The organism is Vibrio brasiliensis LMG 20546 (assembly GCF_000189255.1).
Taxonomy (GTDB): domain Bacteria; phylum Pseudomonadota; class Gammaproteobacteria; order Enterobacterales; family Vibrionaceae; genus Vibrio; species Vibrio brasiliensis.
Genome location: NZ_AEVS01000116.1, coordinates 75,587 through 99,912, shown reverse-complemented (window position 1 = coordinate 99,912; position 24,326 = coordinate 75,587). Strand labels below are relative to the sequence as shown.

21 protein-coding genes and 1 tRNA gene are annotated in these 24,326 nt (G+C 46.4%); 5 read left to right on the top strand and 17 right to left on the bottom strand.

Annotation, left to right across the window (positions count from 1 at the left end):
• Positions 1 to 3: 3 nt before the first annotated feature.
• A tRNA-Tyr gene (locus RH46_RS21595) sits at positions 4 to 88 on the bottom strand.
• Between the two features lie 265 nt (positions 89 to 353).
• On the opposite strand from RH46_RS21595, the gene RH46_RS21590 reads away from it, so the two are divergent.
• Both RH46_RS21590 and vexH read left to right on the top strand, forming a co-directional pair.
• The gene (locus RH46_RS21590; RefSeq protein ID WP_006881656.1) at positions 354 to 1,424 is read left to right on the top strand and encodes an efflux RND transporter periplasmic adaptor subunit; all 1,071 of its coding nucleotides are present in this window, start codon (positions 354 to 356) and stop codon (positions 1,422 to 1,424) included.
• On the top strand, positions 1,424 to 4,546 hold the full coding sequence (vexH, locus tag RH46_RS21585) for a vibriobactin export RND transporter permease subunit VexH (protein ID WP_006881655.1): 3,123 nt from the start codon (positions 1,424 to 1,426) through the stop codon (positions 4,544 to 4,546). Before RH46_RS21590 ends, vexH begins: the two co-directional genes overlap by 1 nt.
• A 108-nt stretch (positions 4,547 to 4,654) precedes the next feature.
• Here the strand turns inward: vexH and RH46_RS21580 are convergent, their stop codons facing one another.
• Positions 4,655 to 5,254 carry a YitT family protein gene (locus RH46_RS21580; RefSeq protein WP_006881654.1) on the bottom strand — a complete coding sequence of 200 codons (600 nt, stop codon included), beginning with the start codon at positions 5,252 to 5,254 and terminating at the stop codon, positions 4,655 to 4,657.
• A 345-nt stretch (positions 5,255 to 5,599) separates the two neighbouring features.
• Between RH46_RS21580 and glyA the strand changes: the two genes are divergently transcribed.
• Together glyA and RH46_RS21570 are read left to right on the top strand one after the other, a co-directional pair.
• Positions 5,600 to 6,850 carry a serine hydroxymethyltransferase gene (gene glyA, locus RH46_RS21575; protein WP_006881653.1) on the top strand — a complete coding sequence of 417 codons (1,251 nt, stop codon included), beginning with the start codon at positions 5,600 to 5,602 and terminating at the stop codon, positions 6,848 to 6,850.
• Between the two features lie 439 nt (positions 6,851 to 7,289).
• Complete coding sequence (locus tag RH46_RS21570; protein WP_006881652.1) at positions 7,290 to 7,856, top strand: hypothetical protein; 567 nt, start codon at positions 7,290 to 7,292, stop codon at positions 7,854 to 7,856.
• A 71-nt stretch (positions 7,857 to 7,927) separates the two neighbouring features.
• On the opposite strand, the gene RH46_RS21565 is transcribed toward RH46_RS21570, so the two are convergent.
• From RH46_RS21565 to leuS, 13 genes are all read right to left on the bottom strand, one after another.
• A complete protein-coding gene (locus RH46_RS21565; protein ID WP_006881651.1) occupies positions 7,928 to 8,254 on the bottom strand; it encodes a hypothetical protein in 327 nt (108 codons plus the stop codon).
• Between the two features lie 144 nt (positions 8,255 to 8,398).
• Positions 8,399 to 9,364, bottom strand: coding sequence for a lipoyl synthase (gene lipA / locus RH46_RS21560; protein WP_006881650.1), 966 nt, complete (start codon positions 9,362 to 9,364; stop codon positions 8,399 to 8,401).
• 7 nt (positions 9,365 to 9,371) lie between these two features.
• A complete protein-coding gene (gene lipB, locus RH46_RS21555; protein ID WP_006881649.1) occupies positions 9,372 to 10,037 on the bottom strand; it encodes a lipoyl(octanoyl) transferase LipB in 666 nt (221 codons plus the stop codon).
• Between the two features lie 180 nt (positions 10,038 to 10,217).
• Positions 10,218 to 10,496, bottom strand: coding sequence for a DUF493 family protein YbeD (gene ybeD, locus RH46_RS21550; RefSeq protein ID WP_006881648.1), 279 nt, complete (start codon positions 10,494 to 10,496; stop codon positions 10,218 to 10,220).
• 148 nt (positions 10,497 to 10,644) lie between these two features.
• On the bottom strand, positions 10,645 to 11,823 hold the full coding sequence (locus RH46_RS21545; RefSeq protein ID WP_006881647.1) for a serine hydrolase: 1,179 nt from the start codon (positions 11,821 to 11,823) through the stop codon (positions 10,645 to 10,647).
• A 90-nt stretch (positions 11,824 to 11,913) separates the two neighbouring features.
• Entirely contained in the window at positions 11,914 to 12,696 is a 783-nt protein-coding gene (locus RH46_RS21540; RefSeq protein WP_006881646.1) for a septal ring lytic transglycosylase RlpA family protein, read from the bottom strand.
• On the bottom strand, positions 12,697 to 13,818 hold the full coding sequence (gene rodA / locus RH46_RS21535) for a rod shape-determining protein RodA (RefSeq protein WP_006881645.1): 1,122 nt from the start codon (positions 13,816 to 13,818) through the stop codon (positions 12,697 to 12,699).
• 2 nt (positions 13,819 to 13,820) lie between these two features.
• The gene (gene mrdA, locus RH46_RS21530; RefSeq protein ID WP_006881644.1) at positions 13,821 to 15,701 is read right to left on the bottom strand and encodes a penicillin-binding protein 2; all 1,881 of its coding nucleotides are present in this window, start codon (positions 15,699 to 15,701) and stop codon (positions 13,821 to 13,823) included.
• A gap of 6 nt (positions 15,702 to 15,707) precedes the next feature.
• Complete coding sequence (gene rlmH / locus RH46_RS21525) at positions 15,708 to 16,178, bottom strand: 23S rRNA (pseudouridine(1915)-N(3))-methyltransferase RlmH (RefSeq protein ID WP_006881643.1); 471 nt, start codon at positions 16,176 to 16,178, stop codon at positions 15,708 to 15,710.
• A 3-nt stretch (positions 16,179 to 16,181) separates the two neighbouring features.
• A complete protein-coding gene (rsfS, locus tag RH46_RS21520; RefSeq protein ID WP_006881642.1) occupies positions 16,182 to 16,499 on the bottom strand; it encodes a ribosome silencing factor in 318 nt (105 codons plus the stop codon).
• A 72-nt stretch (positions 16,500 to 16,571) separates the two neighbouring features.
• On the bottom strand, positions 16,572 to 17,585 hold the full coding sequence (holA, locus tag RH46_RS21515; protein WP_006881641.1) for a DNA polymerase III subunit delta: 1,014 nt from the start codon (positions 17,583 to 17,585) through the stop codon (positions 16,572 to 16,574).
• Positions 17,586 to 17,590: 5 nt separating this feature from the next.
• Complete coding sequence (locus RH46_RS21510) at positions 17,591 to 18,226, bottom strand: LPS-assembly lipoprotein LptE (RefSeq protein ID WP_086013152.1); 636 nt, start codon at positions 18,224 to 18,226, stop codon at positions 17,591 to 17,593.
• A gap of 139 nt (positions 18,227 to 18,365) precedes the next feature.
• On the bottom strand, positions 18,366 to 20,939 hold the full coding sequence (gene leuS / locus RH46_RS21505; RefSeq protein WP_006881639.1) for a leucine--tRNA ligase: 2,574 nt from the start codon (positions 20,937 to 20,939) through the stop codon (positions 18,366 to 18,368).
• A 189-nt stretch (positions 20,940 to 21,128) separates the two neighbouring features.
• Between leuS and RH46_RS21500 the strand changes: the two genes are divergently transcribed.
• A complete protein-coding gene (locus RH46_RS21500; protein ID WP_006881638.1) occupies positions 21,129 to 21,599 on the top strand; it encodes a zinc ribbon-containing protein in 471 nt (156 codons plus the stop codon).
• A gap of 258 nt (positions 21,600 to 21,857) precedes the next feature.
• Here the strand turns inward: RH46_RS21500 and lnt are convergent, their stop codons facing one another.
• Entirely contained in the window at positions 21,858 to 23,381 is a 1,524-nt protein-coding gene (gene lnt, locus RH46_RS21495) for an apolipoprotein N-acyltransferase (protein WP_006881637.1), read from the bottom strand.
• Between the two features lie 37 nt (positions 23,382 to 23,418).
• Positions 23,419 to 24,318 (bottom strand): CNNM family magnesium/cobalt transport protein CorC, encoded by a 900-nt coding sequence (gene corC, locus RH46_RS21490; RefSeq protein WP_006881636.1) that lies wholly within the window; start codon positions 24,316 to 24,318, stop codon positions 23,419 to 23,421.
• Positions 24,319 to 24,326 lie beyond the last annotated feature (8 nt).

Genomic DNA, 24,326 nt, shown 5'->3' with positions numbered 1-24,326 from the left:
ATATGGTGGAGGGGGACGGATTCGAACCATCGAAGGCAGTGCCAGCAGATTTACAGTCTGATCCCTTTGGCCACTCGGGAACCCCTCCAGGGTATTTTATACTTGGTAAGTTTTCCCAACACATTGCTCAAGTGCGGAGCGCATCATAGCAAACTCGTAAAAGCTGTAAAGCCTTTTCTTAGTTTTTTGAATTGAATGATGCCTTTTTCGACAAAGATGCCAGGAATTGACCATAAAGCTCAAACAATCAACGGCTTTACTTACATAATATTTCTCGCTCTTTACATTACTTGACGTTCATAAAGGGTATAAGCGGATACAATACAGCTAGTTTATTTATGCAGAATCTAACCATGAAAAATAAAATTGTTTTGAGTCTTCTGTCTCTGTCTATTCTTGCAGCAGCGCCAGCCTCTTATGCAAAGAGACAGGGCCCTACGACAGTTACGGTTGTTACTGAACTTGTTCAAACCCACCATGTTTCTCAATCTCTTGTTTTGGTTGGCAAGTTAGACGCTGAGCAGTCGGTAGAAATCTCTCCGGAAGTTGCCGGTAAAGTAGACACAATTGCGGTCAAAGCCAATCAAGTCGTAGAGCAAGGCCAGCTAATTATTCAATTGAATGATGATAAGGCGCGCGCATCTGTGGCTGAAGCTAAGGCTTACCTTAAAGATGAACAGCGTAAGCTGAAAGAGTTTGAGCGCTTGGTAAAGCGCAATGCCATTACACAAACAGAAATTGATGCTCAAAAGGCGAGTGTAGAGATTGCCCAAGCTCGTCTTGACGCGGCCAATGCGAACCTTAAAGATCTTCATATCACAGCCCCGTTTGATGGGACAGTCGGCTTTATTGACTTCAGTCGCGGCAAAATGGTTACCGCAGGGGAAGACTTACTGACGTTGGATAACCTATCTGTGATGCAAATGGATCTTCAGGTTCCGGAGCGTTACTTATCACAACTTTCTAAAGGCATGAAAGTCACAGCTACTACAGCAGCTTGGCCAGATAAAGTATTCGATGGTGAAGTGGTGGCGATTGACTCTCGTATTAATCAGGAAACACTTAACCTGCGTGTTCGAATTCACTTCACTAACAGCGCAAATGATTTGAAACCGGGCATGCTAGTGTCGGCGGACATGGACTTCCCTGCGATTGAAGCACCAATTATTCCAGTTCAGGCCCTAGAGTACTCAGGTACCAAACGCTACGTTTACGTGATTGATGAACAGAACAAAGCCAAACGTACTCAGGTATTTCTTGGCGCTCGTGTCGATAACCTCGTCGTGATTGAACAGGGTTTATCGATCGGCGACAAAATTGTCGTACAAGGGATCGTCAATATGCGCGATGGCGTGCAGGTTTCAGAATTGGGTAGCGATGGCCGTCCTAAAGAGAAATCACAGCCTCAACAAGGAACTCACTAATGTTACTGTCAGATGTTTCGGTTAAAAGACCGGTTGCTGCGGTCGTTCTGAGTTTATTGTTGTGTGTGTTTGGTATCGTCTCATTTAACAAGCTTGCTGTACGTGAGATGCCGGATATCGAAAGCCCGGTAGTATCGATCAGTACTCGTTATGAAGGGGCGTCAGCAACCATTATTGAAAGCCAGATAACTTCGGTGCTCGAGGATCAGTTGTCAGGTATTAGCGGTATCGATGAGATATCGTCTACCACGCGTAACAGTATGTCGCGAATTACCATTACCTTCGATCTTGGTTATGACCTTAATACTGGTGTGAGCGATGTCCGTGATGCAGTGGCGCGAGCACAACGTTCGTTGCCTGATGAAGCGGATGATCCTGTTGTATTCAAGAACAATGGTTCAGGTGAGGCTTCTTTATATATCAACCTCAGCTCTTCGGAGATGGACCGTACTCAATTGACGGACTATGTTGAGCGTGTACTTATGGACAGGTTCAGCCTTATCTCAGGTGTCAGCTCGGTCGATATATCTGGCGGTCTGTACAAGGTGATGTACGTCAAGCTCAAACCTGCTCAGATGGCGGGTAGAGGCGTCACTACGTCAGACATTACCTCAGCATTGCGCAGTGAGAATATTGAAAGCCCAGGCGGTGAAGTGCGTAACGACCAGATTGTTATGTCGGTGCGTACTGCTCGTAGCTACAACCAGGCTGAAGATTTTGAGTACCTGGTCGTAAAGCGTGCATCAGACAATACGCCGATTTACCTTAAAGACGTCGCAGACGTATACATAGGCGCAGAAAACGAGAATTCGACCTTTAAGAGCGACGGTGTTGTTAACGTCAGTATGGGCATCGTGCCTCAATCAGATGCTAACCCGCTAGAGGTTGCTGACTTAGTTCATAAAGAAGTGGAAAACATTCAGAAGTTTCTTCCTCAAGGCACACGTCTGGCGATCGATTATGATTCAACGGTGTTTATTGAACGCTCGATAGCAGAAGTGTACAGCACCCTGTTTATTACCGGTGGTCTGGTTATTCTGGTGCTCTATATCTTTATTGGTCAGGCGCGAGCGACATTGATCCCAGCGGTGACGGTTCCTGTATCACTGATCTCATCATTTATCGCCGCTTACTACTTTGGTTTCTCGATCAACCTGATCACCCTGATGGCATTGATCCTATCGATTGGCCTGGTGGTTGATGACGCGATTGTTGTGGTCGAAAACATTTTCCACCACATTGAGAACGGTGAGAAGCCGTTACTTGCAGCCTATAAAGGCACCCGAGAAGTGGGCTTTGCCGTTGTCGCGACGACTTTAGTACTGGTTATGGTATTCCTGCCGATCTCCTTTATGGACGGCATGGTTGGCCTGTTGTTTACTGAGTTCTCAGTGTTGTTGGCGATGTCAGTGATTTTCTCTTCGCTAATTGCTCTGACGCTGACCCCGGTTCTGGGTAGTAAATTGCTCAAAGCCAACGTGAAACCAAATCGTTTCAATCTGTTGATTGATGATATGTTTGGCCGCCTCGAGTCTGCTTACCGTAAAGTGCTTAAAGGGGCGCTTAAATGGAAATGGGCGGCTCCACTGATCATCATTTCATGTATTGGCGGTAGTTGGGGATTAATGCAGCAGGTGCCGGCTCAGTTAACACCTTCTGAAGACAGAGGGGTTATTTTTGCCTTCGTTCGTGGTGCCGATGCGACCAGTTACAATCGTATGGCAGCTAATATGGACATTGTTGAAGATCGTCTGATGCCATTGCTTGGTCAGGGCTTCCTAAAATCTTTCAGCATTCAATCGCCAGCATTTGGCGGTAACGCGGGTGACCAGACTGGCTTTGTGATCATGATTCTTGAAGACTGGAATGATCGTGATGTCACTGCTCAGCAGGCGCTGGGAGAAGTGCGTAAAGCATTGGCTGGCATGGCTGATGTACGTGTCTTCCCATTTATGCCCGGTTTCCGTGGTGGTTCAAGTGAGCCTGTTCAGTTCGTTCTTGGTGGCTCTGACTATACTGAGCTCAAAACTTGGGCGGAAAAGCTGGAGCAACTTGCTGAGGAGTCGCCGTTTATGGAAGGCAGTGACATCAACTACTCAGAGAAAACGCCTGAGTTGGTTGTCAGTGTCGACAAGCAGCGTGCTGCAGAATTAGGAATTAGTGTTCAGGATATCTCTGATACTCTCGAAATCATGCTTGGTGGTAAGAGTGAAACCACCTTTGTTGAGCGTGGTGAAGAGTACGATGTTTACTTGCGTGGTGATGAGAACAGCTTTAACAATGCGGCAGACTTAAGCCAGATCTATATGCGTACCGACTCTGGTGAATTGGTGACACTGGATGCAGTGACGAAGATCGAAGAGGTAGCGTCATCCATTAGACTCTCGCACTACAACAAGCAAAAGTCGGTCACTATCACTGCCAACCTGTCCGATGGTTACACCCTAGGTGAGGCGCTGGACTTCCTTGACCAACAAGCGATTGAACTGCTGCCGAGTGATATCTCTGTAAGCTACTCTGGTGAGTCTAAGGACTACAAAGAGAATCAGTCGAGTATCTTAATGGTGTTTGCGCTGGCCTTGTTGGTTGCTTATCTGGTGCTTGCTGCGCAGTTTGAAAGCTTTATCAACCCGTTGGTGGTGATGTTCACTGTTCCTATGGGGGTGTTTGGTGGTTTCCTAGGACTGTTCTTAATGGGGCAGGGGCTCAACATCTATAGCCAGATAGGTATGATCATGCTGATTGGCATGGTGACCAAAAACGGTATCTTGATCGTAGAGTTTGCTAACCAACTGCGTGACCGTGGTATTGAGTTTGAAAAAGCGATTGTTGATGCATCTGCTCGTCGTTTGCGTCCTATCATGATGACAGCGTTTACTACTTTGGCTGGAGCAGTACCACTGATTCTCTCAACGGGGGCTGGTTACGAAAGTCGCGTAGCGGTTGGTACAGTGATTTTCTTCGGCATGGGCTTTGCCACCTTGGTAACACTGTTTGTTATCCCTGCGATGTATCGCTTGATCTCACAAAGTACCCAAGCGCCAGGACATGTTGAGGCTGAGCTGAATAAAGAGCTAAGTCATGATGTCAAAGCACGTACTTCACATGGTGAGCTGGGGTAGAAGCAGGATACGTCCGTAGAACAGATAGCGCCCTCGAGAATACGAGGGCGCTTCGCTTATGGGAGGCTAGAACGCTTCGCTTCGGGAAAACTGGAGCTCTCCAGCTCTTTAACCGTAATTCACACTATAACGCGTTGGCTTATGGTTCATTGCTAACACAAGGTTTAATGCGATAGCACCGAGAATCGACAGGCCGATTACCTCTGGGGCAACAAAGAAGAAAGAGGCAAACAGAATTGCACAATCAATCGCTAATTGAGATTTGCCCACTGAGATACCAAACTTGTCCTGAATAAACAGACACAGCACATTAAAGCCACCCAGACTAGAGCGGTGACGGAATAGAATCAGCATACCCAGTCCCATCAGTAGACCGCCAGCAACCGCACAGTAAACCTGATTTATTGTATCCAGACTGATCACCAGGTACAGATGGTCAGTAATAACAGAGACAAGAGCGCCAGAAATAGCACTGTTGATCGCAAATCGCGAACCAAATCGTTTCCACGCTAATAAGTAGAATGGACAGTTAGCAACAAAGTACAAGGTACCGAGCGAAAAGCTGGTCATCTGGCTTGCTAACAGCGCCAGTCCGGCAGTACCCCCGGTCAGTAACGACGCTGACTGGAGAAAGAAAAAGCCTTGGGCGACTAAAAAGGTGCCAGTTAAAATTGCGACCCAATCTTCTTTTCTTGAGTGTTTTTCCATCAATTTGAAATTTAACAAGTAAATAATGGCGTGCATACTATTTAAAAAAATAGGATTTCGGTAGCTTGAGAGGGAAATTTAAGGTAAACCTATGTAATTATCGTTTTACGGGGTGTAAAGGATAGAATTGACACTTAGCAGAGCCAAGCTCCAGATAAGTGCTCAACATGAGATTCCTTGTAAAGCATTATGAAAAAACTGCATGAGAAAAATTTAAATTTTCTCTTTATGGCAAAGATCAAATTATGTAGAATGCGCGTCATTAGCTTGATGCAAACGTTTGCGTGAGTGTCAAAAGTCAGTTTTTTTGCAATTTTAAGTCTTAATCTGAGTCAGGAGATACAGATGCTAAAGCGTGATATGAACATCGCAGATTACGATGCGGAACTGTTCGCAGCAATTCAAGAAGAAACTCTTCGCCAGGAAGAACACATTGAGCTTATCGCTTCGGAAAACTACACAAGTCCACGTGTAATGGAAGCGCAAGGCTCTCAGCTAACGAACAAATACGCTGAAGGTTACCCAGGCAAGCGTTACTACGGTGGTTGTGAGTACGTTGATAAAGCGGAAGCTCTAGCTATTGATCGTGCTTGTCAGCTATTTGGTTGTGAGTACGCGAACGTTCAGCCACACTCAGGCTCTCAGGCAAACAGTGCCGTTTACATGGCACTACTAAACCCAGGCGACACAGTACTAGGTATGAGCCTGGCACACGGTGGTCACCTGACTCACGGTTCACCAGTTAACTTCTCAGGCAAGCACTACAACGTTATTCCTTACGGTATCGACGAAGCAGGTCAGATCAACTACGACGAGATGGAGCAATTAGCTCTTGAGCACAAGCCAAAGATGATCATTGGTGGCTTCTCAGCTTACTCTCAAATCGTAGACTGGGCTCGCATGCGTGAAATCGCAGACAAAGCAGGCGCTTACCTGTTCGTAGACATGGCGCACGTTGCAGGTCTGATTGCAGCAGGCGAATACCCAACGCCAGTTCCACACGCTCACGTTGTAACGACAACTACGCACAAAACGCTAGCAGGTCCACGTGGTGGTCTAATCCTGTCTAACGCGGGCGAAGAGATGTACAAGAAGCTGAACTCAGCAGTATTCCCTGGCGGTCAGGGTGGTCCACTAATGCACGTTATCGCAGGTAAAGCAGTAGCGTTCAAAGAAGCAATGGAGCCAGAGTTCAAAGCATACCAGGCTCGCGTAGTGAAGAACGCAAAAGCTATGGTTGCTCAGTTCCAGGAGCGCGGTTACAAAATCGTTTCTAACGGTACAGAGAATCACCTGTTCCTTGTTGACCTAATCGACAAAGACATTACAGGTAAAGACGCAGACGCAGCACTAGGTGCAGCAAACATCACAGTAAACAAGAACTCAGTACCAAACGATCCTCGTAGCCCGTTCGTTACATCAGGTATCCGTGTAGGTTCTCCAGCAATTACTCGTCGTGGCTTTACAGAAGAAGACGCGAAAGAGCTAGCGAACTGGATGTGTGATGTACTGGATAACATCGGCAACGAGGAAGTTATCGCAGCGACTAAAGCGAAGGTTTTAGATATTTGTAAGCGTCTACCAGTTTACGCTTAACTTTTCTGCGTAGAGTGAGCGAATTTCGGTGTCGTACATACTCATTTGCTAGCGCAAACTCCGTGTGTTCTCCTTGAACTTCACTCATCTACTTTGAAAACACTGAAAGCTCCCGTCAGGGAGCTTTTCTTTTAGGTAAACTCCGCGCCTTTTCCTTGAACTAGAGCCAACTCAGTTCAAAATACCTAAAGCCCCTTTATTGGGGCTTTTTGCATTTTTGGACACACTGTTTATGTTGTTCTTGAACGTGACTGGACTCATTTTTATGGCAGATAGCCTACGTTAAAACTCGTTATCACTGCGTAGCAGTAAACCTTGTTTCTTACAGACTTATTCTTTGAAATCCTACACTTGTCTCAACGTTTGGCTACAAATTTGAATAATCACTAGTTTGATTTTATATAAAGTGAGTGTTGGCAGACCCAAGAGGAAGATTTGAATGAGGCCTACAAAAGAGAATCTAACCAAGCTGATTGGCAAAGATATCGAAATGGATATCCGTTTAACTAGCCAGCCTGATGATAGCCCTAAAGGCTATTTAGAGAAGCAGTATGGGGTGAGCATCATCGAAAATAACGGCAAGTATATTCTTACTCGGGATGATGCAGCGGCTGATCGCGGTGTTTGGGTGCCATATGCAGAGACCAAAGCGGTGATTGGACGTAATACAGGCTCAGGAGTTGGTTGGATGGCGTCAGGCCCATTCAGTGGCTGTGAGATGGCGGTCGGTGTTGATAAATCTCAGGACCGTGTGTTTGTTGCCCATATTGCGAAACAGCGAGGTTCGACTGCTCCGGCCGATTATCGTAAGTTTCGTGTTGAATCGCAGGCGAGTGAGTTTTACTGGAATAAAATTCCTATGCCGTTTGAGGATCGGTTCTCTTGCGCGTATGTGTTTGTGATTTGTTCGCCGAATGGGATAGTTTCGATGAACTCTCTCGAAGTTGCGGTTACGGCAATGGGCGGTAGCAATGGCAAAGTAATTTCTGTGCGTACTTTTAAGTAGCCGAGTTATTTGCTTCTGAAACAAAAAGGCTGATGTTTTCACATCAGCCCTCACTATAAGTTGGTTATTGCTTACTTAGGCAGACTAAGCAGGGTGCCAGACTTACACTTGAACGAATAGTATTTGCTACTTTCGTTGAATTTACCTAAACCTTCACCGTCGCAGTAATCAATGTTGATGTCGCGCATGGTTTCTAGCGTGCTCTCATCAGTTAATGCGAACTTAGAGCCGTCTGAGCAGACAATACGTACACGACCGTCATCACTTACAGAGTAGATATCAACTTCGGTATTACAAAGCTCGAAAGAAGCCTCACGAAAATTGTCTTGCTTTGTATTTGAAGCACAGCCTGCAGTTAGCGCGGCCAGTGCGATTGCAGCTAATCCAAACTTTTTCATACTAGTTCCTTGGAATACATACCTGACTAGGCATAGTAGTAATAGTTGTCTGTTAAGCCTATAGAAGTGTTGGGTTTCATTCAAGAATCGATAATAAAAAGGGCCGACTTATTATGTCGACCCTTACTAAATAAGTTGCTTAAATTAGCTAACTTCTACACCTTGCGCCTGAAGGTCTGCATGGTATGAAGAACGCACGAATGGACCACACGCAGCGTGAGTAAAGCCAAGCTCCAGAGCAATCTCTTTCAGCTCATCAAACTCTGATGGTGGTACGTAACGTTCAACCGGAAGGTGGTGACGACTCGGTGCCAGATACTGACCTAGTGTTAGCATGGTAACACCGTGGGCACGCAGATCTTTCAATACTTCAACAATCTCTTCTTTTGTCTCACCAAGACCCATCATCAAGCCAGATTTGGTTGGGATCTCTGGGTGCTGCTCTTTGAACTTCTTAAGTAGCTCTAATGACCATTTGTAGTTGGCACCCGGACGCGCTTTACGGTAAAGGCGTGGAGCTGTTTCAAGGTTATGGTTGAATACATCTGGTGGGTTGTCTTTAAGAAGCTCTAAAGCAACATCCATGCGGCCACGGAAATCGGGTACCAGAGTTTCGATCCTGATGTTCGGATTAAGCGCACGGATTTCACGGTTACAGTCAGCAAAGTGCTGAGCGCCGCCGTCACGTAGGTCGTCGCGGTCAACCGATGTAATAACCACGTACTTCAGTTTCATATCCTGAATTGTTTTTGCCAGCTTTTGTGGTTCATCGTTTTCAGGAGCAAGAGGGCGGCCATGGGCAACATCACAGAATGGGCAGCGACGAGTACAGATGGCACCAAGGATCATGAAGGTTGCCGTACCGTGGTTGAAACACTCTGCCAGGTTTGGACATGAAGCTTCTTCACAAACGGAGTGCAGGTTGTTCTTACGCATTGCAGACTTGATGTCCTGAATACGCTGACTGTCAGCAGGCAGTTTAATCTTCATCCACTCTGGTTTGCGAAGAACTTCTTTCTGCTCTGTAGGCATGTTCTTTACAGGAATCAGAGCCATTTTGTCAGCGTCGCGGTACTTAACGCCTTTTTCCATTTGGATTGGTTTACTCATGCTTCTCTTACTTCTCGTTGTTGCTTGCCGATTTCGCGGCTTTATTTAGTTCTACGTGGTCATAACCAAGTAAAGTCACCAGCTCTTCGACTAGCTTTGTCTCAACTTGAGCGACATCGTCAGGTCCGCCTAGCTGGCTTACCTGAACCATTTCCATTCCAGCGTAACCACAAGGGTTGATACGTTGGAAGGGCGATAAGTCCATATTGACGTTAAGTGCCAAGCCGTGGAATGAACAACCTTTACGGATTCTAAGCCCTAAGGAACAAATCTTTTTGCCGTCAACGTAAACGCCTGGGGCGTCCGGGCGAGCGGCAGACTCGATATTGTAAGCTTTTAGTGTATTGATTACGAGGTTCTCTATATGAGTGACGAGATCTCGGACACCAAGCTTTTTACGACGAAGGTTGATAAGGAAGTAAGCGACTAACTGGCCTGGGCCATGGTATGTGACTTGTCCGCCACGATCGCTTTGAACCACCGGAATATCCCCTGTGTTAAGGAGATGTTCTGCTTTGCCTGCTTGACCTTGAGTGAAGACAGGGTTGTGCTCTACAAGCCATACTTCATCAGGGGTCTCTTCTGTTCGATTGTCAGTGAAATCATGCATCGCTTGCCAGATAGGTTGGTAGTCCTGTCTGCCAAGGTGCTTCACAACAAGCTGGTTCTGCATTCCGCTCTTCCATCGTCGGTTAGTAAAGTGGCAAGATTATAAACTGCTTCTGGTTATTGAACTATATGCCAGTAACACATTTTTAACCCTAGAGTTTTTGCAGGATATTTATCTACTTGATATCTAAAAAGAAAGCAGCTTGCGCTGCTTTCAATAAAAATTGAATAAATTCAAATTTTGTTATAGCACCATGCGTACGATGTCGATCTCACCGAGCTCTTTGTACAGCGTTTCAACCTGTTCGATTGAAGTTGCAGTGATGTTGATCGATACAGAGTGGTAATTACCCTTAGCACTTGGCTTTACTGTTGGGCTGTAATCACCTGGAGCATGGCGTTGGATCACTTCAAGAACCTTTTCTGGTAGCTCTGGCTTAGCGTAGCCCATTACCTTGTATGTGAAAGAACAAGGGAACTCAAGCAGGTCTTTCAGTTTTGCATCTGAGTTAATGTTCAGCATGTTGTAACTCCAAGTTGGAAAGTCGTTGTTAGCAGCGCGGAATATTACTGTCTATCGATGATGATCTCAAGATGTGGCTAGCGCTGGCAGTAAATGAGATAACTAAAAAAGCCGCACTAGGCGGCTTTTTCAAAGCTAAGTACTTGGATTAAAGGAAGCTTTTAAACAGCATCACAATGTAATCCCATAGGCGGCTGAATAGGCTACCTTGTTCTACGTCTTCAAGAGCAAGTAGTGGGTACTCGGCAATATCTTCACCTTCTAGTTGGTAGTATAGCTTACCAACTACGTCACCTTTCATTATTGGGGCTTCAAGTTCTTTTTCAAGGATGAAGCTCGCTTTGAGGTTTTTCGCCTGTCCGCGTGGAAGAGTAACGTAAGTGTCTTGGTCAAGACCTAGCGCAACGGTGTCCTTATTACCCATCCAGATTTTTTCTTCAACGAAAGTTTCACCTGCTTTGTGTGGCGCTACTGTTTCGAAGAAGCGGAAACCATAACTAAGAAGCTTTTTGCTTTCAGACTTACGCGCGTTAGCATTCTTAGTACCCATTACTACCGCAACCAGACGCATTTTGCCTTCAGTTGCAGAGCTTACAAGGCTGTAACCCGCATTACTTGTGTGGCCGGTTTTAATACCGTCCACATTCATGCTCTTGTCCCAAAGAAGGCCATTACGGTTGTACTGAGTAATGCCGTTGTATGTGAATTTCTTCTCTGAGTAGATGCGGTACTCTTCAGGTACGTCACGAATTAGCGCGCTACCAAGTAGAGCCATATCGTAAGGTGTCGAGTATAGGTTTGAGTTATCCAGGCCGTGGACGTTAGCGAAGTGAGTGTCCTTCATACCAATCGTATCAGCCCAAGCATTCATCAGATCGACAAACGCATCTTCAGAGCCTGCGATATGCTCAGCCATAGCAACACAAGCGTCGTTACCAGACTGGATGATGATGCCGCGGTTAAGATCTTCAACTTTTACCGTAGTACCGACTTCAATAAACATCTTTGAAGAATCAGGGAAGTTTTTCGCCCAGGCGTTCTTGCTGATGGTCACGTCATCTTGTAGTGAGATGTTACCACGTTCCAGTTCTTGACCGATTACGTAGCTGGTCATCATTTTAGTTAAGCTTGCTGGAGAGAGCTTAGTGTTCATCTCTTTTTCAGCAAGTACTTTACCTGAATGATAATCCATCAAAACGTAGCCTTTAGCTGCGATTTGAGGCGCGTCCGGAACCACAATTGGTGATGCGAATGCAGAAGATGCGAAGGTTGCAGAAAGCGCAATAGAAGACGCAAAAACTGATTTAATGAGCGTTGTTTTTTTCATATTGACTACAGGTTTATCGTTAACTGTCCATATCTTAACAGAATCAATCGCTCAAGCCAGTATAGGAATAGGGGTACACTGGATTGAGGACTAGTGGGATTTAATAAAAGCACTGGTATAACCCAGTTCTTTCACTCTTTCTAATGCTTTTTGGCTCGACATATAATCGTCGAAAGGGCCTAAAAAGACGCGGTGAGTGTCGTTAGTCGAATTGACGTAACTTTTCACCGATAGCTTTTGACTCAGATCTTGCGCTAAAGTTTCAACGCGATCCTGATGTTGTGAAGATGCAACCTGAACCGCGAACTTAGACAGGGCTTCCTGCTTATGTGTCTGGGTTGGTTTATCTACGGTAATTACTTCGATGGCAACATTTGCAGTGCCCGTTTTAATTACGTCTAGCTTCGTTGCAGCAGCGTAGCTAAGGTCAATGATACGTCCCGGGTGGAATGGACCTCGGTCGTTAACTCGGACAATTGCGGTTTTTCCGTTGTCTTTGTTGGTCACTTTAACGTAACTAGGGATGGGTAACTCTTTATGTGCCGCTGACATAGAGTACATGTCATACACTTCACCATTTGAAGTTAAGTGGCCATGAAACTTCTTGCCATACCACGAAGCAATACCTTCCTCTTTAAAACCTTGCGGGTCTTTGATTATGGTATAGCGGTTACCTCTAAGGGTGTAATCGCTGTTACCGCCGAGACTGTAAGACTCGTATTGTGGCGTTGCATCTTCAATATGATCGACAGAAATTGGTGCATCCGGTGCAATATCATCATCAATGGAGTAGCGCTTAGATGGGGCTGAAGAACAGCCCGCTAACACGATACTAGCTGAAACAAGAGTAAGCAGTAGTTGCTTGTTAATCATTTAAATTGCCTTCGAAAATGCTTTTCTATGGGTGTGGATAGACATCAATATCCCGAAACCGGCCATTAGTGTCACCATGGAAGTGCCACCATAACTGATTAATGGTAGTGGAACGCCAACAACAGGTAAAATACCACTTACCATGCCGATATTTACGAATACGTAAACGAAGAAGCTAAGCACAATACTACCAGCCATCATACGGCCAAAGGCTGTTTGGGCTTTACTGGCTAATACTAAGCCACGACCGATGATAAACAGGTACAAGCTCAGCAGTATAAGGATACCGATTAACCCCCATTCTTCAGCAATAACAGCGAAGATAAAGTCAGTGTGACGCTCTGGAAGAAACTCAAGCTGTGACTGAGTACCTTGTAACCAGCCTTTACCTGCTATCCCTCCGGAGCCAATAGCAATTTTACTCTGGATTATGTGGTAACCCGCGCCAAGAGGATCTGATTCAGGGTTAAAGAGAGTTCTTACCCGCACCTTCTGATACTCACGCATCAAGAAAAACCACAGGATAGGCAGAAATGCGCCGAGACCACATGCTGCCGCAAAAATGATTTTCCAACTGATACCAGCGAGGAAAATAACAAAGATCCCTGACGCCGCAATCAGTATTGAGGTGCCTAAGTCTGGTTGCTTAGCAATCAGAATCGTCGGTACAAACACCATGACTAACGAGATGACCAGTGTCTGGAATGTCGGAGGCAGTGGGCGCTTACCAATATAGCGAGCCACCATAAGTGGTACTGCTAGCTTAAGTAACTCTGAAGGCTGGAAGCGAATAAAACCCAAATTTAGCCAACGTTGAGCGCCTTTGGATGCCTCACCAAAAAACAGCACGCCGAGCAGCAATATCACACCACCTGCAAACATGAGTGGTGCTAAAGCTTCATAGGTTCGTGGCGGGATCTGTGCCAAGAAAAGCATGACTCCAAGAGCAAGCCCCATACGCATTGCCTGGCGGTCCATCATCGCTAAGCTTTGTCCACTTGCGCTGTACATTACCACCAAACCAAATCCCATTAGCACCAGTATCCCCAGCAGTAATGGAAGGTCGAGATGGAAGCGTTCAAACAGAACTCGGTTTTGACCCGTAGCTGGATTCAAATCCATGATTAGTTCGCCTCTTTATTATCCACGAGCACGTGGTCAAATATCTTTCTCACCACAGGGCCGCCCTGCGATGAACCGCCACCCGCGTTCTCTAATACGATGGTGACAATAAGCTTAGGATCATCAATCGGAGCAAAGCCAGTGAAGAGGGCGTGGTCACGCAAGTGTTCTGCGATTTCATCTGCGTTGTACTCTTCGTCTTCGCCCAGGCCAAATACCTGCGCTGTACCTGATTTACCAGCACTGACATATTTGGTCTTAGTGAATGCGCGGCGAGCGGTGCCTTTTTTACCATGGTTAACCAGACGCATGCCTTCAATCGCCATATCCCAGTAGCGAGGTTTTACGCCGGTGATTGGTGGATAGGTTTCGATATCGGACAACTGCTGCTTTTCAAATACTTCACCATTTTCGATGGTTGCTCGCAGTAAGTGTGGAGCGACGACTTCGCCTCGTTTTACCAGCACAGAGGTCGCTTTCGCTAACTGCATAGGTGTTGAAGTCCAGTATCCTTGACCGATACCAACAGGGATTGTATCCCCTTGATACCACGGAGTTCGATGGCGCGCCATTTTCCACTCACGAGTCGGCATATTGGCCTTACTCTCTTCGTAAATATCGATACCCGTATAGTCACCAAAACCAAACATCATCATCCAGCGTGAAATGCGGTCGATGCCCATGTCGTAGGCAACCTGATAGAAGAAGGTATCTACCGACTCTTCAATTGACTGGACAATATCGACTTTGCCATGTCCCCAACGGAGCCAGTCACGGAACGGCTTAGTTTTCGAATTTGGAATCTTCCAGTAACCCGGGTCATTTCGTGTGGTATAAGGCGTGACAACTCCTTCCTGTAGTGCAGCGACTGCCATGAATGGCTTAATAGTCGACGCTGGTGGGTAAATTCCGAGTGTTGCTCGGTTAACCAGAGGACGGTTTTTGTCATTAAGTAGCGCGCTATACGCTTTACCGGAAATACCATGAACGAAGGCGTTCGGGTCATAACTTGGGCTTGAAACCATCGCCAGAACACCATTGTCTTCTGGATCGAGTACCACGGCACTACCACGGCGGCCATCTAGCAGCTTATGAACGTATAGCTGTAGATCAATATCCAGATTGAGGACGATGTCTTTGCCTGGCACTGGCGGAACGTATTTTAGGGTACGGATCACTCGACCGCGGCTATTCACTTCTACTTCCTGATAACCAGCAGTACCGTGTAGCATATCTTCGTAGTAACGCTCGATACCTAGCTTACCGATATCTCGGGTTGCCTGATAGTTAGCATCTTTCTCCTCACGGATTAAGCGCTGCATATCGCGGTCGTTAATACGCGATACATAGCCAATTACGTGAGTCAGAACCTCACCGTATGGGTAGTGGCGCTTAAGGGCCGCGTTTACGGAGACTCCCGGAAACTTGTGCTGGTTGACAGAAAACTTAGCCACCTGTTCAGGGGTAAGCTGGTTTAAAATCGGAACAGATTTAAAGCGTCGTGTTTGACGACGTTCTTTCTTGAATCGCTCAACTTGTTCAGGAGTGATGGTTAAGATTTCCTGCAGACGACGAATGGTATCGTCCATATCTTTGATCTTTTCCGGTGTCAGTTCGAGGCTGAATACTGGGCGGTTTTCTGCCAGTAGTTTTCCGTTACGGTCGTAAATCAGACCGCGGTTGGGAGCGATTGGGACAACTTTAATCCGGTTGTCATTAGAGCGGGTTTTATAGTCTTGGTATTGGTTGATCTGGATGTTGTACAGGTTGGTAACCAAAATACCCATCATTGCCACAATACCAATGAAAGCGACAATAGCGCGACTCTTAAATAGTCGCGCTTCTTCGTGGTAATCCCTTATCTGGGTACGCTTCCGTAACATCTATGGTTATTCTCGGTGATATGGGTGGTTGGCAGTAATGCTCCACGCTCTGTACAGGCTTTCAGCCATCACAATACGGACAAGTGGGTGTGGTAACGTCAAAGCTGACAGAGACCAACTTTGATCGGCTGCTGCTTTACACGCTGGTGCCAGTCCTTCAGGTCCACCAATTAAAATCGACACATCTCTTGCGTCGAGTTTCCAGTTTTCCAACTGTTCAGCTAATTGCGGTGTGTCCCACTTTTTGCCAGGGATGTCGAGAGTAACAATTCGGTTGCCTTTTGGCACCGCCGCTAGCATGGCTTCGCCTTCTTTTTGCAGAATTCTTGCAATATCGGCATTTTTTCCACGTTTTCCGGCTGGAATTTCAACAAGCTCCAGAGGCATGTCGTGTGGAAAGCGACGGCGATACTCCTGAAAGCCTTCTTCGACCCACTTTGGCATCTTGGTACCAACGGCAATTAGCTGTATCTTCATCGCTTAGCCCCAAAGCTTCTCTAGTTGGTATAGCTCGCGTTGCTCTTCTTGCATTACGTGAATAATAGTTGTGCCCATATCCAGAACAACCCATTCACCTTCGGCTTCACCATCAATACCTAGTGGAGTAATACCGGCAAGTTTAGATTCTTTAGCGACATGTTCAGCGATAGAAGCAACGTGACGTTTTGAGGTTCCAGTACAAACGATCATGTAATCAGTAATGCTTGATTTACCCTGAACATCAATGGTTTTGATATCCTGAGCTTTCATATCATCTACTTTATCGACTAGAAATTCGTTTAGCTGTTCAAGTTGCAAAGGGTTTTCCTCGTTAATTATTCGATTGACACTAGTAAGTGTATTTTGGGGCGGCGCAGTATACCACGCTTTTTATAGCTTAACCTGAGGTAAGCAAACCTCGGTACTTAACTGGTGTAATAGTGGCCAGCTTGACTGTTCGTACTGAGTTTTTATCATTCGTTCAGTTTGCGCGAGCAACTGCAAAAGCTGCATAATTTTTACTGGTGATAACCGGTTCAGAGCCGCGGAGTAAAGCGGACGCTTTGATTGCCAGATACGGTATTTTTCAAACACCTGACCAATTGGCTGGGTTTGCACAAGCTGAGACATGGTCAACAACTGAGTCAATTCTTTCTGTACCGTTCTTGCCAGAATGACTGTTTCTACTCCTTCAGCCTCAAGCTGGCGAAGAATGCGTTGAGAGCGCTTCGCTTTTCCCGCCAACAGTGCGTCAATCCAATGAAAAGCAGTAAAGTGATTGTGTCTACTGAGCGACTCTTCTAAGCGAACCAGGTTGAGTACACCATCAGGGTAAAGCAGTGCGAGCTTCTCTAAGCTTTGAGTCAGGGCAAACAGGTTTCCCTCGTGCCACTGAGCCAGCATCTGTACCGCTTCAGGATCTGGCTTAAGACCCAGTGCACGGCAGCGAACCTGAACAAACTGGGGTAGGCGCTGAATATCAGGTGTCAGACAGTTGACCCAACAGCCCTGACTTGACAGTGCTTTAAACCATTTTGCGTTCTCTTGTGCTTTGGTCAGTTTGCTACCGATTATGACCAGTATGACATCGCTATGGAGTAAATCTGATACTGATAGCAGCTCTTTTGCTATGCCGGCGTTAACACCTGCTTCAGGGAGCTCAAGTTCAATAATCTGTCTGGCCGAAAACAGGCTCATAGCCTGACAGCAGTCGTAGACCAGGTTCCAGTCAAACGAGCTATCAATTGCAAATCTGTGTCTTTCTTCGAAACCTTGCTGGTGGGCGGCTTTTTGGATCGCTTGACGAGATTCTTGCAGGAGTAGCGGCTCGTTGCCGAAAATTAAGTAGGTCGGGTGGAGCTGTTTAGCTAACTGCTCCACCAATCGATCGGCGAAAACTCGCATACAGGTTACTGGTTCTCAGAAGTAGTAGTGACGCCTTCCTGAGGCTCATCAGTAGTGAACGTCTTGATTCGGTACTGTTCCTCTTCTGCTTTTAGCTGAGCTTGTTGTTCTTCTTCACTCAACATAGTGCCTGATTCAATATTGGTTTTCAGGCGTGCCATCTGGCGAATAATTTGCGAAGCCGCTAGTTTGCGCATCTCGTCTTCGATCATGTCGCGTTCAACAGACTTTGCTAGTGCTGTCAGCGGGTTGTCCAGATAGCTGCGTGTCACACTGGTTGAGAACGTCTTTTCACCAAGTTCAGGGATGGTCACACGGTAAGAAGTACGGAATGTTAATTCCTTCTCCGCTGCGCGGGTATTTTGGTATAGAGATAGGGTACGTTCACCTACGCCTTCGCTGATTAGGTGCAGGTTAGGTACGTCGGCAGCAGGTGCAACCAATTTAATTTCACTCATGCGTAACTGGCCTTTCATCATACGCGTGAAGCTGCTGTACTGGTCATAGCTAGTAAGTGACATAGTATCTAGCTCTTCCGGAATAGAGTAGTCACCACGTAAGTGGAAACCACAAGCAGAAAGAAGGCTCGCAGTAAGTACAACCGTGGTTAGCTTAATAGAACGAGTTGAAATTAGTCGCATGACTTGAGGAAACATAGGTTGATGGCTCTCGATTATTGGAATACTTATCTTATAGCTCTGAGAATTCTGGCTAGTCAAAACTCTAAGATAAATAAAACAGGGTAGGTGGCTACCCTGTTTATGACGTCATCAGAACAGATTAGTTCGCAACGATGTTTAGAAGTTTACCTGGCACGTAGATAACTTTACGCACAGTTTTGTCTTCAGTGAACTTAGTCACGTTCTCATCGTTCAGACCTAGTTGTTCAATCTCTTCTTTAGAGATGTCAGCAGGAACAGTTAGCTTCGCACGTAGCTTACCGTTAACCTGAACAACGATTGTTTTTTCATCTTCAACAAGCGCTTTTTCGTCGAACGTTGGCCATACTGCGTTATCGATGTCTGACTCACCTAGCGCAACCCAAAGCTCGTATGAGATGTGCGGAGTGATTGGGTAAAGCATAGCGACAACCGCTTTCAACGCTTCATCAAGGATAGCGCGGTCTTGCGCAGATTCTTGAGGTGCTTTCGCTAGCTTGTTCATCAGTTCCATGATGGCAGCGATTGCTGTGTTGAATGTTTGACGACGAGCGATATCGTCAGTCACTTTAGCGATCGTCTTGTGAACATCGCGACGTAGTGCTTTCTGGTCGCCAGACAGAGCTGAAGTATCAACGCCTTCTGCTGCGCCTTTCGATGCGTGCTCTTTAACCAGTTTCCATACACGTTTCAGGAAGCGGTTAGCACCTTCAACGCCTGACTCTTGCCATTCAAGCGTCATATCTGCCGGAGACGCAAACATCATAAATAGACGTACTGTGTCAGCACCGTACTTGTCTACCATCTCTTGTGGGTCGATACCGTTGTTCTTCGACTTAGACATCTTGATCATGCCTGAGTGCTCAACGTCACGTCCCTGGTCATCTTTAGCTGAAGTGATACGGCCTTTGCCATCACGTTCAACTGTTACGTCTGTCGGTGCAACCCACTCTTTACCGCCTTTTTCGTTCTCAAAGTAGAACGCATCTGCCAGTACCATGCCTTGACATAGAAGCTGTTTGAACGGCTCGTCAGACGTTACGTAACCAGCATCACGTAGCAGCTTATGGAAGAAACGAGAGTACAGTAGGTGCATACAAGCGTGCTCGATACCACCGATGTACTGGTCTACTGGTAGCCAGTAGTTTGCCTTTTCAGGATCCAGGATGTCATCTGCTTGTGGTGAACAGTAACGCGCGTAGTACCAAGAAGATTCCATAAAGGTATCGAAGGTATCGGTTTCACGTAGAGCCGGTTCGCCGTTAAATGTCGTCTTCGCCCACTCTTTGTCAGCTTTAATAGGGCTGGTTACGCCATCCATTACTACATCTTCTGGAAGAATGACTGGTAGCTGCTCCGCTGGAACTGGGTGAACCTGACCATCTTCGGTCGTTACCATAGGGATTGGAGCACCCCAGTAACGCTGACGAGATACACCCCAGTCACGTAGACGGAAGTTAACTGTCTTAGTACCTTTGCCTTCAGCCTCAAGTTTCGCCGCGATTGCATCAAACGCTGCCTGGAATTCAAGACCGTCAAACTCACCAGAGTCGAACAGCACACCTTTTTCTGTGTATGCTTCTTCTGCGATGTTTAGTTCGCTACCGTCAGCTGGTTTGATAACTGGAATGATATCCAGACCGTACTTAGTTGCGAACTCGAAGTCGCGTTGATCGTGTGCAGGTACTGCCATAACAGCGCCTGTACCGTAATCCATCAGTACGAAGTTAGCGACGTAAACTGGAACTTCACGACCGTTCAATGGGTGAATAGCAGTAAGGCCAGTCGCCATACCTTTCTTCTCCATTGTCGCTAGTTCAGCTTCCGCTACTTTGTTGTTCTTACATTCGTCAATGAAGGCTGCAAGCTCTGGGTTGTTCTCTGCTGCTACGGCTGCCAGAGGGTGACCCGCTGCGATACCTACGTATGTCACACCCATTAGTGTGTCAGGACGCGTAGTGTAAACTTCCAGATCCTGTTGACCTTTTACTTCGAACTTCAGTTCAACACCTTCAGAGCGACCAATCCAGTTGCGCTGCATGGTTTTAACCATTTCAGGCCAACCGTCCAGGTTATCCAGATCGTCTAGCAGCTCTTGAGCGTATTCAGTGATCTTAATGAACCACTGTGGGATCTCTTTTTGCTCTACTGGAGTATCACAACGCCAGCAGCAGCCGTCTTCAACCTGCTCGTTAGCCAGAACAGTTTGGTCATTTGGACACCAGTTAACTGAAGATGTCTTCTTGTAAACCAAGCCCTTGTTGTAAAGCTTAGTGAAGAACTCTTGTTCCCAACGGTAGTATTCAGGTGTACATGTCGCGAACTCACGGTTCCAGTCGTAACCAAAACCAAGCAGTTTTAGCTGGTTCTTCATGTATTCGATGTTTTCGTAAGTCCAAGGCGCAGGTGCAGTATTGTTCTTAACTGCTGCGTTTTCTGCTGGTAGACCGAATGCGTCCCAACCAATTGGTTGCATTACGTTTTTACCTTGTAGGCGTTGGAAACGAGAGACAACATCACCGATAGTGTAGTTACGCACGTGGCCCATATGCAGTCGGCCACTTGGGTATGGGAACATAGAGAGACAGTAGAATTTTTCTTTGTTTGGGTCTTCACTTACAACAAAGGTCTTGTTGTTATCCCAGTGCTGTTGAACTTTTTGTTCAATATCTTGCGGGTTATATTGTTCTTGCATCGATGATATCCGGTTATCTTGGAATTTGTGAGTTCGGTTAGAACAGACATTAATAGATCGTCATAGAATACCTAAAGGAGAGGGGCACAACAATAGCCAATACCCACTCAAATCACGTAAAGATGGTGATGTTTATTGCCTTTATAGGGTGAAATGAATGTGCATCAGTGAATCGAAAGGAGGTTAGCGATGCCAAAACGCAAAGCAGGTTATGAGGAGATGTTTGAAGATGTCGTTGAGGCACTTAAACATAGTCCGGATGAAGTTAACCACGTTTTTGAAACCTCAGGTAAGGTCGTCGACGCTGCTAATGACTTAACCAAGGATGAGCTAGCACTCGTCTCTGCTTATGTTAAGTCGGATTTAAAAGAGTTTGCCAACAACTATGAAGATTCAAAAAGTGGACCGTTTTACATCATGATTGCTGATTCTATTTGGCAAGGCTTACTCGATATTACCGATAAAACTAAAGTCGAGTGGGTTGAGTTATTTCAGGATCTTGATCATCAAGGGCTCTATCAGGCTGGGGAAGTGATTGGTCTAGGGGTATTGGTCTGTGACGAATGCGGGCATAAAACTCAGTATACGCACCCAACGGTTATTATTCCGTGTACGCACTGCGGTCATAAAGGGTTTAGTCGTCAGGCGTTGAAACCGTAAGAGAGCGGGCTGCGTCCTACGAGAGTTTAGAAAGGGCGAGAACGCTTCGCTCCGAGAATCGAGAACGGACTTCGTCCTGCGAGAGGTGGCAGCGGGTAGTAAGTTGATAATACCTATAGTGTTAAGGATGTTGACAGAACTCGTCCTTAATAAGACATAATTCTCTCGATTCTCAAAAAAGGGTCGATGCTTTCACACCAACCCTTCAATCTTTTTCTAGAGACTAGAGACTAGAGACTAGAGACTAGAGACTAGAGACTAGAGACTAGAGACTTTCCTTCCCACTCTCCATCCAATCACCAAACTCAACATCACCCATACATAAAGTGGCCATGTTCCGATAGTGCGATATGGAGTCTCACCATGAGTGGAGGTAATTTCTGCTCTTAGCACAGCGGTTTCAAACTGCGGTACCTGAGCGGTGATATGACCGCGGTAATCGGTGACGGCAGTCAGACCGTTGTTGGTAGCGCGAATAACCGGCTTACCTAGTTCCAGAGCACGCATCCGAGCGATTTCCATATGCTGAAGAGGACCGATTGAGCGGCCAAACCAGGCATCATTGGAAAGAGTTAAGATGAAGTCGGTGTCATCGTTAACATTCTGTCGGACCTGCTCGTTGAAGATGATTTCATAGCAAAGAGCTGGTGCCATATGTTTACCGTTAGCGTCGATATTTGGCTGGATGAAGTCCCCACTGCTAAACGAAGACATCGGTAAGTTAAAGAAAGGCGCAATCGGTCTCAGGATACTCTCAAACGGCACGAACTCACCAAAGGGAAGCAAGTGATGTTTGTGATAACGCTTATCCATGTCATAGCTATAATCACCGTAAGAGGTTTGGCCTACAGTGAGGATACTGTTGTAGAACTTTCTGTCCACACCCTTATTGACGATACCAGTGATCACGGCGCTGTTGTTCATTCTGGCTGCAGCATCCAAATTACTCAGGAAAGAGGATATTTCATATTCGACGGCAGGTATTGCCGCTTCTGGCCAGATGATGATGTCCGCATCCCAGTTCTCACGAGTAAGATCGGTATATTTCATAATGGTTGGCCAGCGTTGGCTCGGCTGCCACTTTAGCTCTTGAGCAATGTTGCCCTGAATGAGTGCTACTTTGGTAACACTATCGGTTGTTGGTGTTACCCATTGAGCAGATTGCAGCCCAAAACCTGTCATTAGTACAATTGCCGGAATGAGCAGGTGCAACCATTGCCTCGATAAAGATGCATAGGCGATGGCACCAGCACTAAAGACAACTAATAGAGTGATCAGCTCTACGCCACCGAGAGGGGCAAAACTTGATAGAGGGCTATCAATTTGGCTATAACCGAGCCATAGCCACGGGAAACCGGTCATCACCCAGCCACGTAACCAATCCATGATTAGCCACAGAGCTGGCGCAGCAAGCATTAAGCGAGAGCGTTGTTGGTTAGGGAAAAAGCGATTGAGACTCCAGGCAAACAGAGCCGAATAGATGGCAAGATAACCGATCAGTAGCGTCATAAGGAATACGCTAGCGATCTTAGGCATACCGCCAAAGTTGTCGATGCTGATATGAACCCAGCTAATGCCCGTGGCAAATTGGCCTAGACCCCAGGCGTAGCCAATCCACAGCGCACGTTTGGCTGACTGTTGATGAATGAGTAGTAACAGTATGGCCGGGCTGATAATCGCCAGTGGCCAAAGCTGGTAAGGGGCAAATGCCAGTGTTGTTAATGCGCCAACAAAAACGGCCGCAAGCGGCCGTTTGAGGCGATGAAAAAGTGAATTTATCATCGTATTATTTTTAATTTTCCCATAGGGGAGAGTAGCGTTACTCTTCGGTAGAGTCTGCGACAAGCTCTTCGTCAGGAATGGTTACCTGAAGTTGGACAACTCGGCGGTTATCCGCTGAAGTTACCTTGAAGCTGTAGCCTTCAATGTCAACCACTTCGCCGCGTGAAGGTAAATGGCCAAAGGCCGTCATTACCATCCCGCCGACTGTGTCGACCTCTTCATCACTGAAAGATGTGCCGAATGTATCGTTAAACTCTTCGATAGTCGTCAGTGCTTTAACCGCAAAGGTGTGTTTGCTGAGTTTACGAATGTCGAGTTCTTCTTCATCGTCGAACTCATCTTCGATATCACCAACGATCTCTTCGAGAATGTCTTCGATTGTCACCAGGCCAGATACACCACCGAATTCGTCTACAACGATCGACATGTGATAACGCTCTTCACGGAACTCTTTAAGCAGGCGATCAACACGCTTACTTTCAGGTACCACTACTGCTGGGCGAATCACTTGCTCGATATCGAATGGTTCACTGCCAGAGCCTAAGTATTTAAGTAAGTCCTTCGCAAGCAGAATACCTTCAACATGGTCTTTATCTTCACTGATAACCGGGTAGCGAGAGTGCTGAGCATCAGTGATGAGGTTGATCAGGGTGTCTAAATCGTCACTGCGATCAACGGTAACCATCTGCGAACGCGGTAACATAATGTCACGCACACGCATTTCTGAGATCTCCATAACACCTTCAAGCATATCGCGGGTGTCGTGGTCGATCAGGTCATTTTCTTCAGAGTCGCGGAATACCTCTACGAGCTCTTGGCGATCTTTTGGTTCACCTTGAAAAAGTTGACCTAGGCGTCCGAAGAAGGACTTTCTACTCGGACCTTCAGATTTTTCTTTCTTACCTTCTAGAGAAGAGGGCGAATTGTCTTCGTTCATTGTTTCTC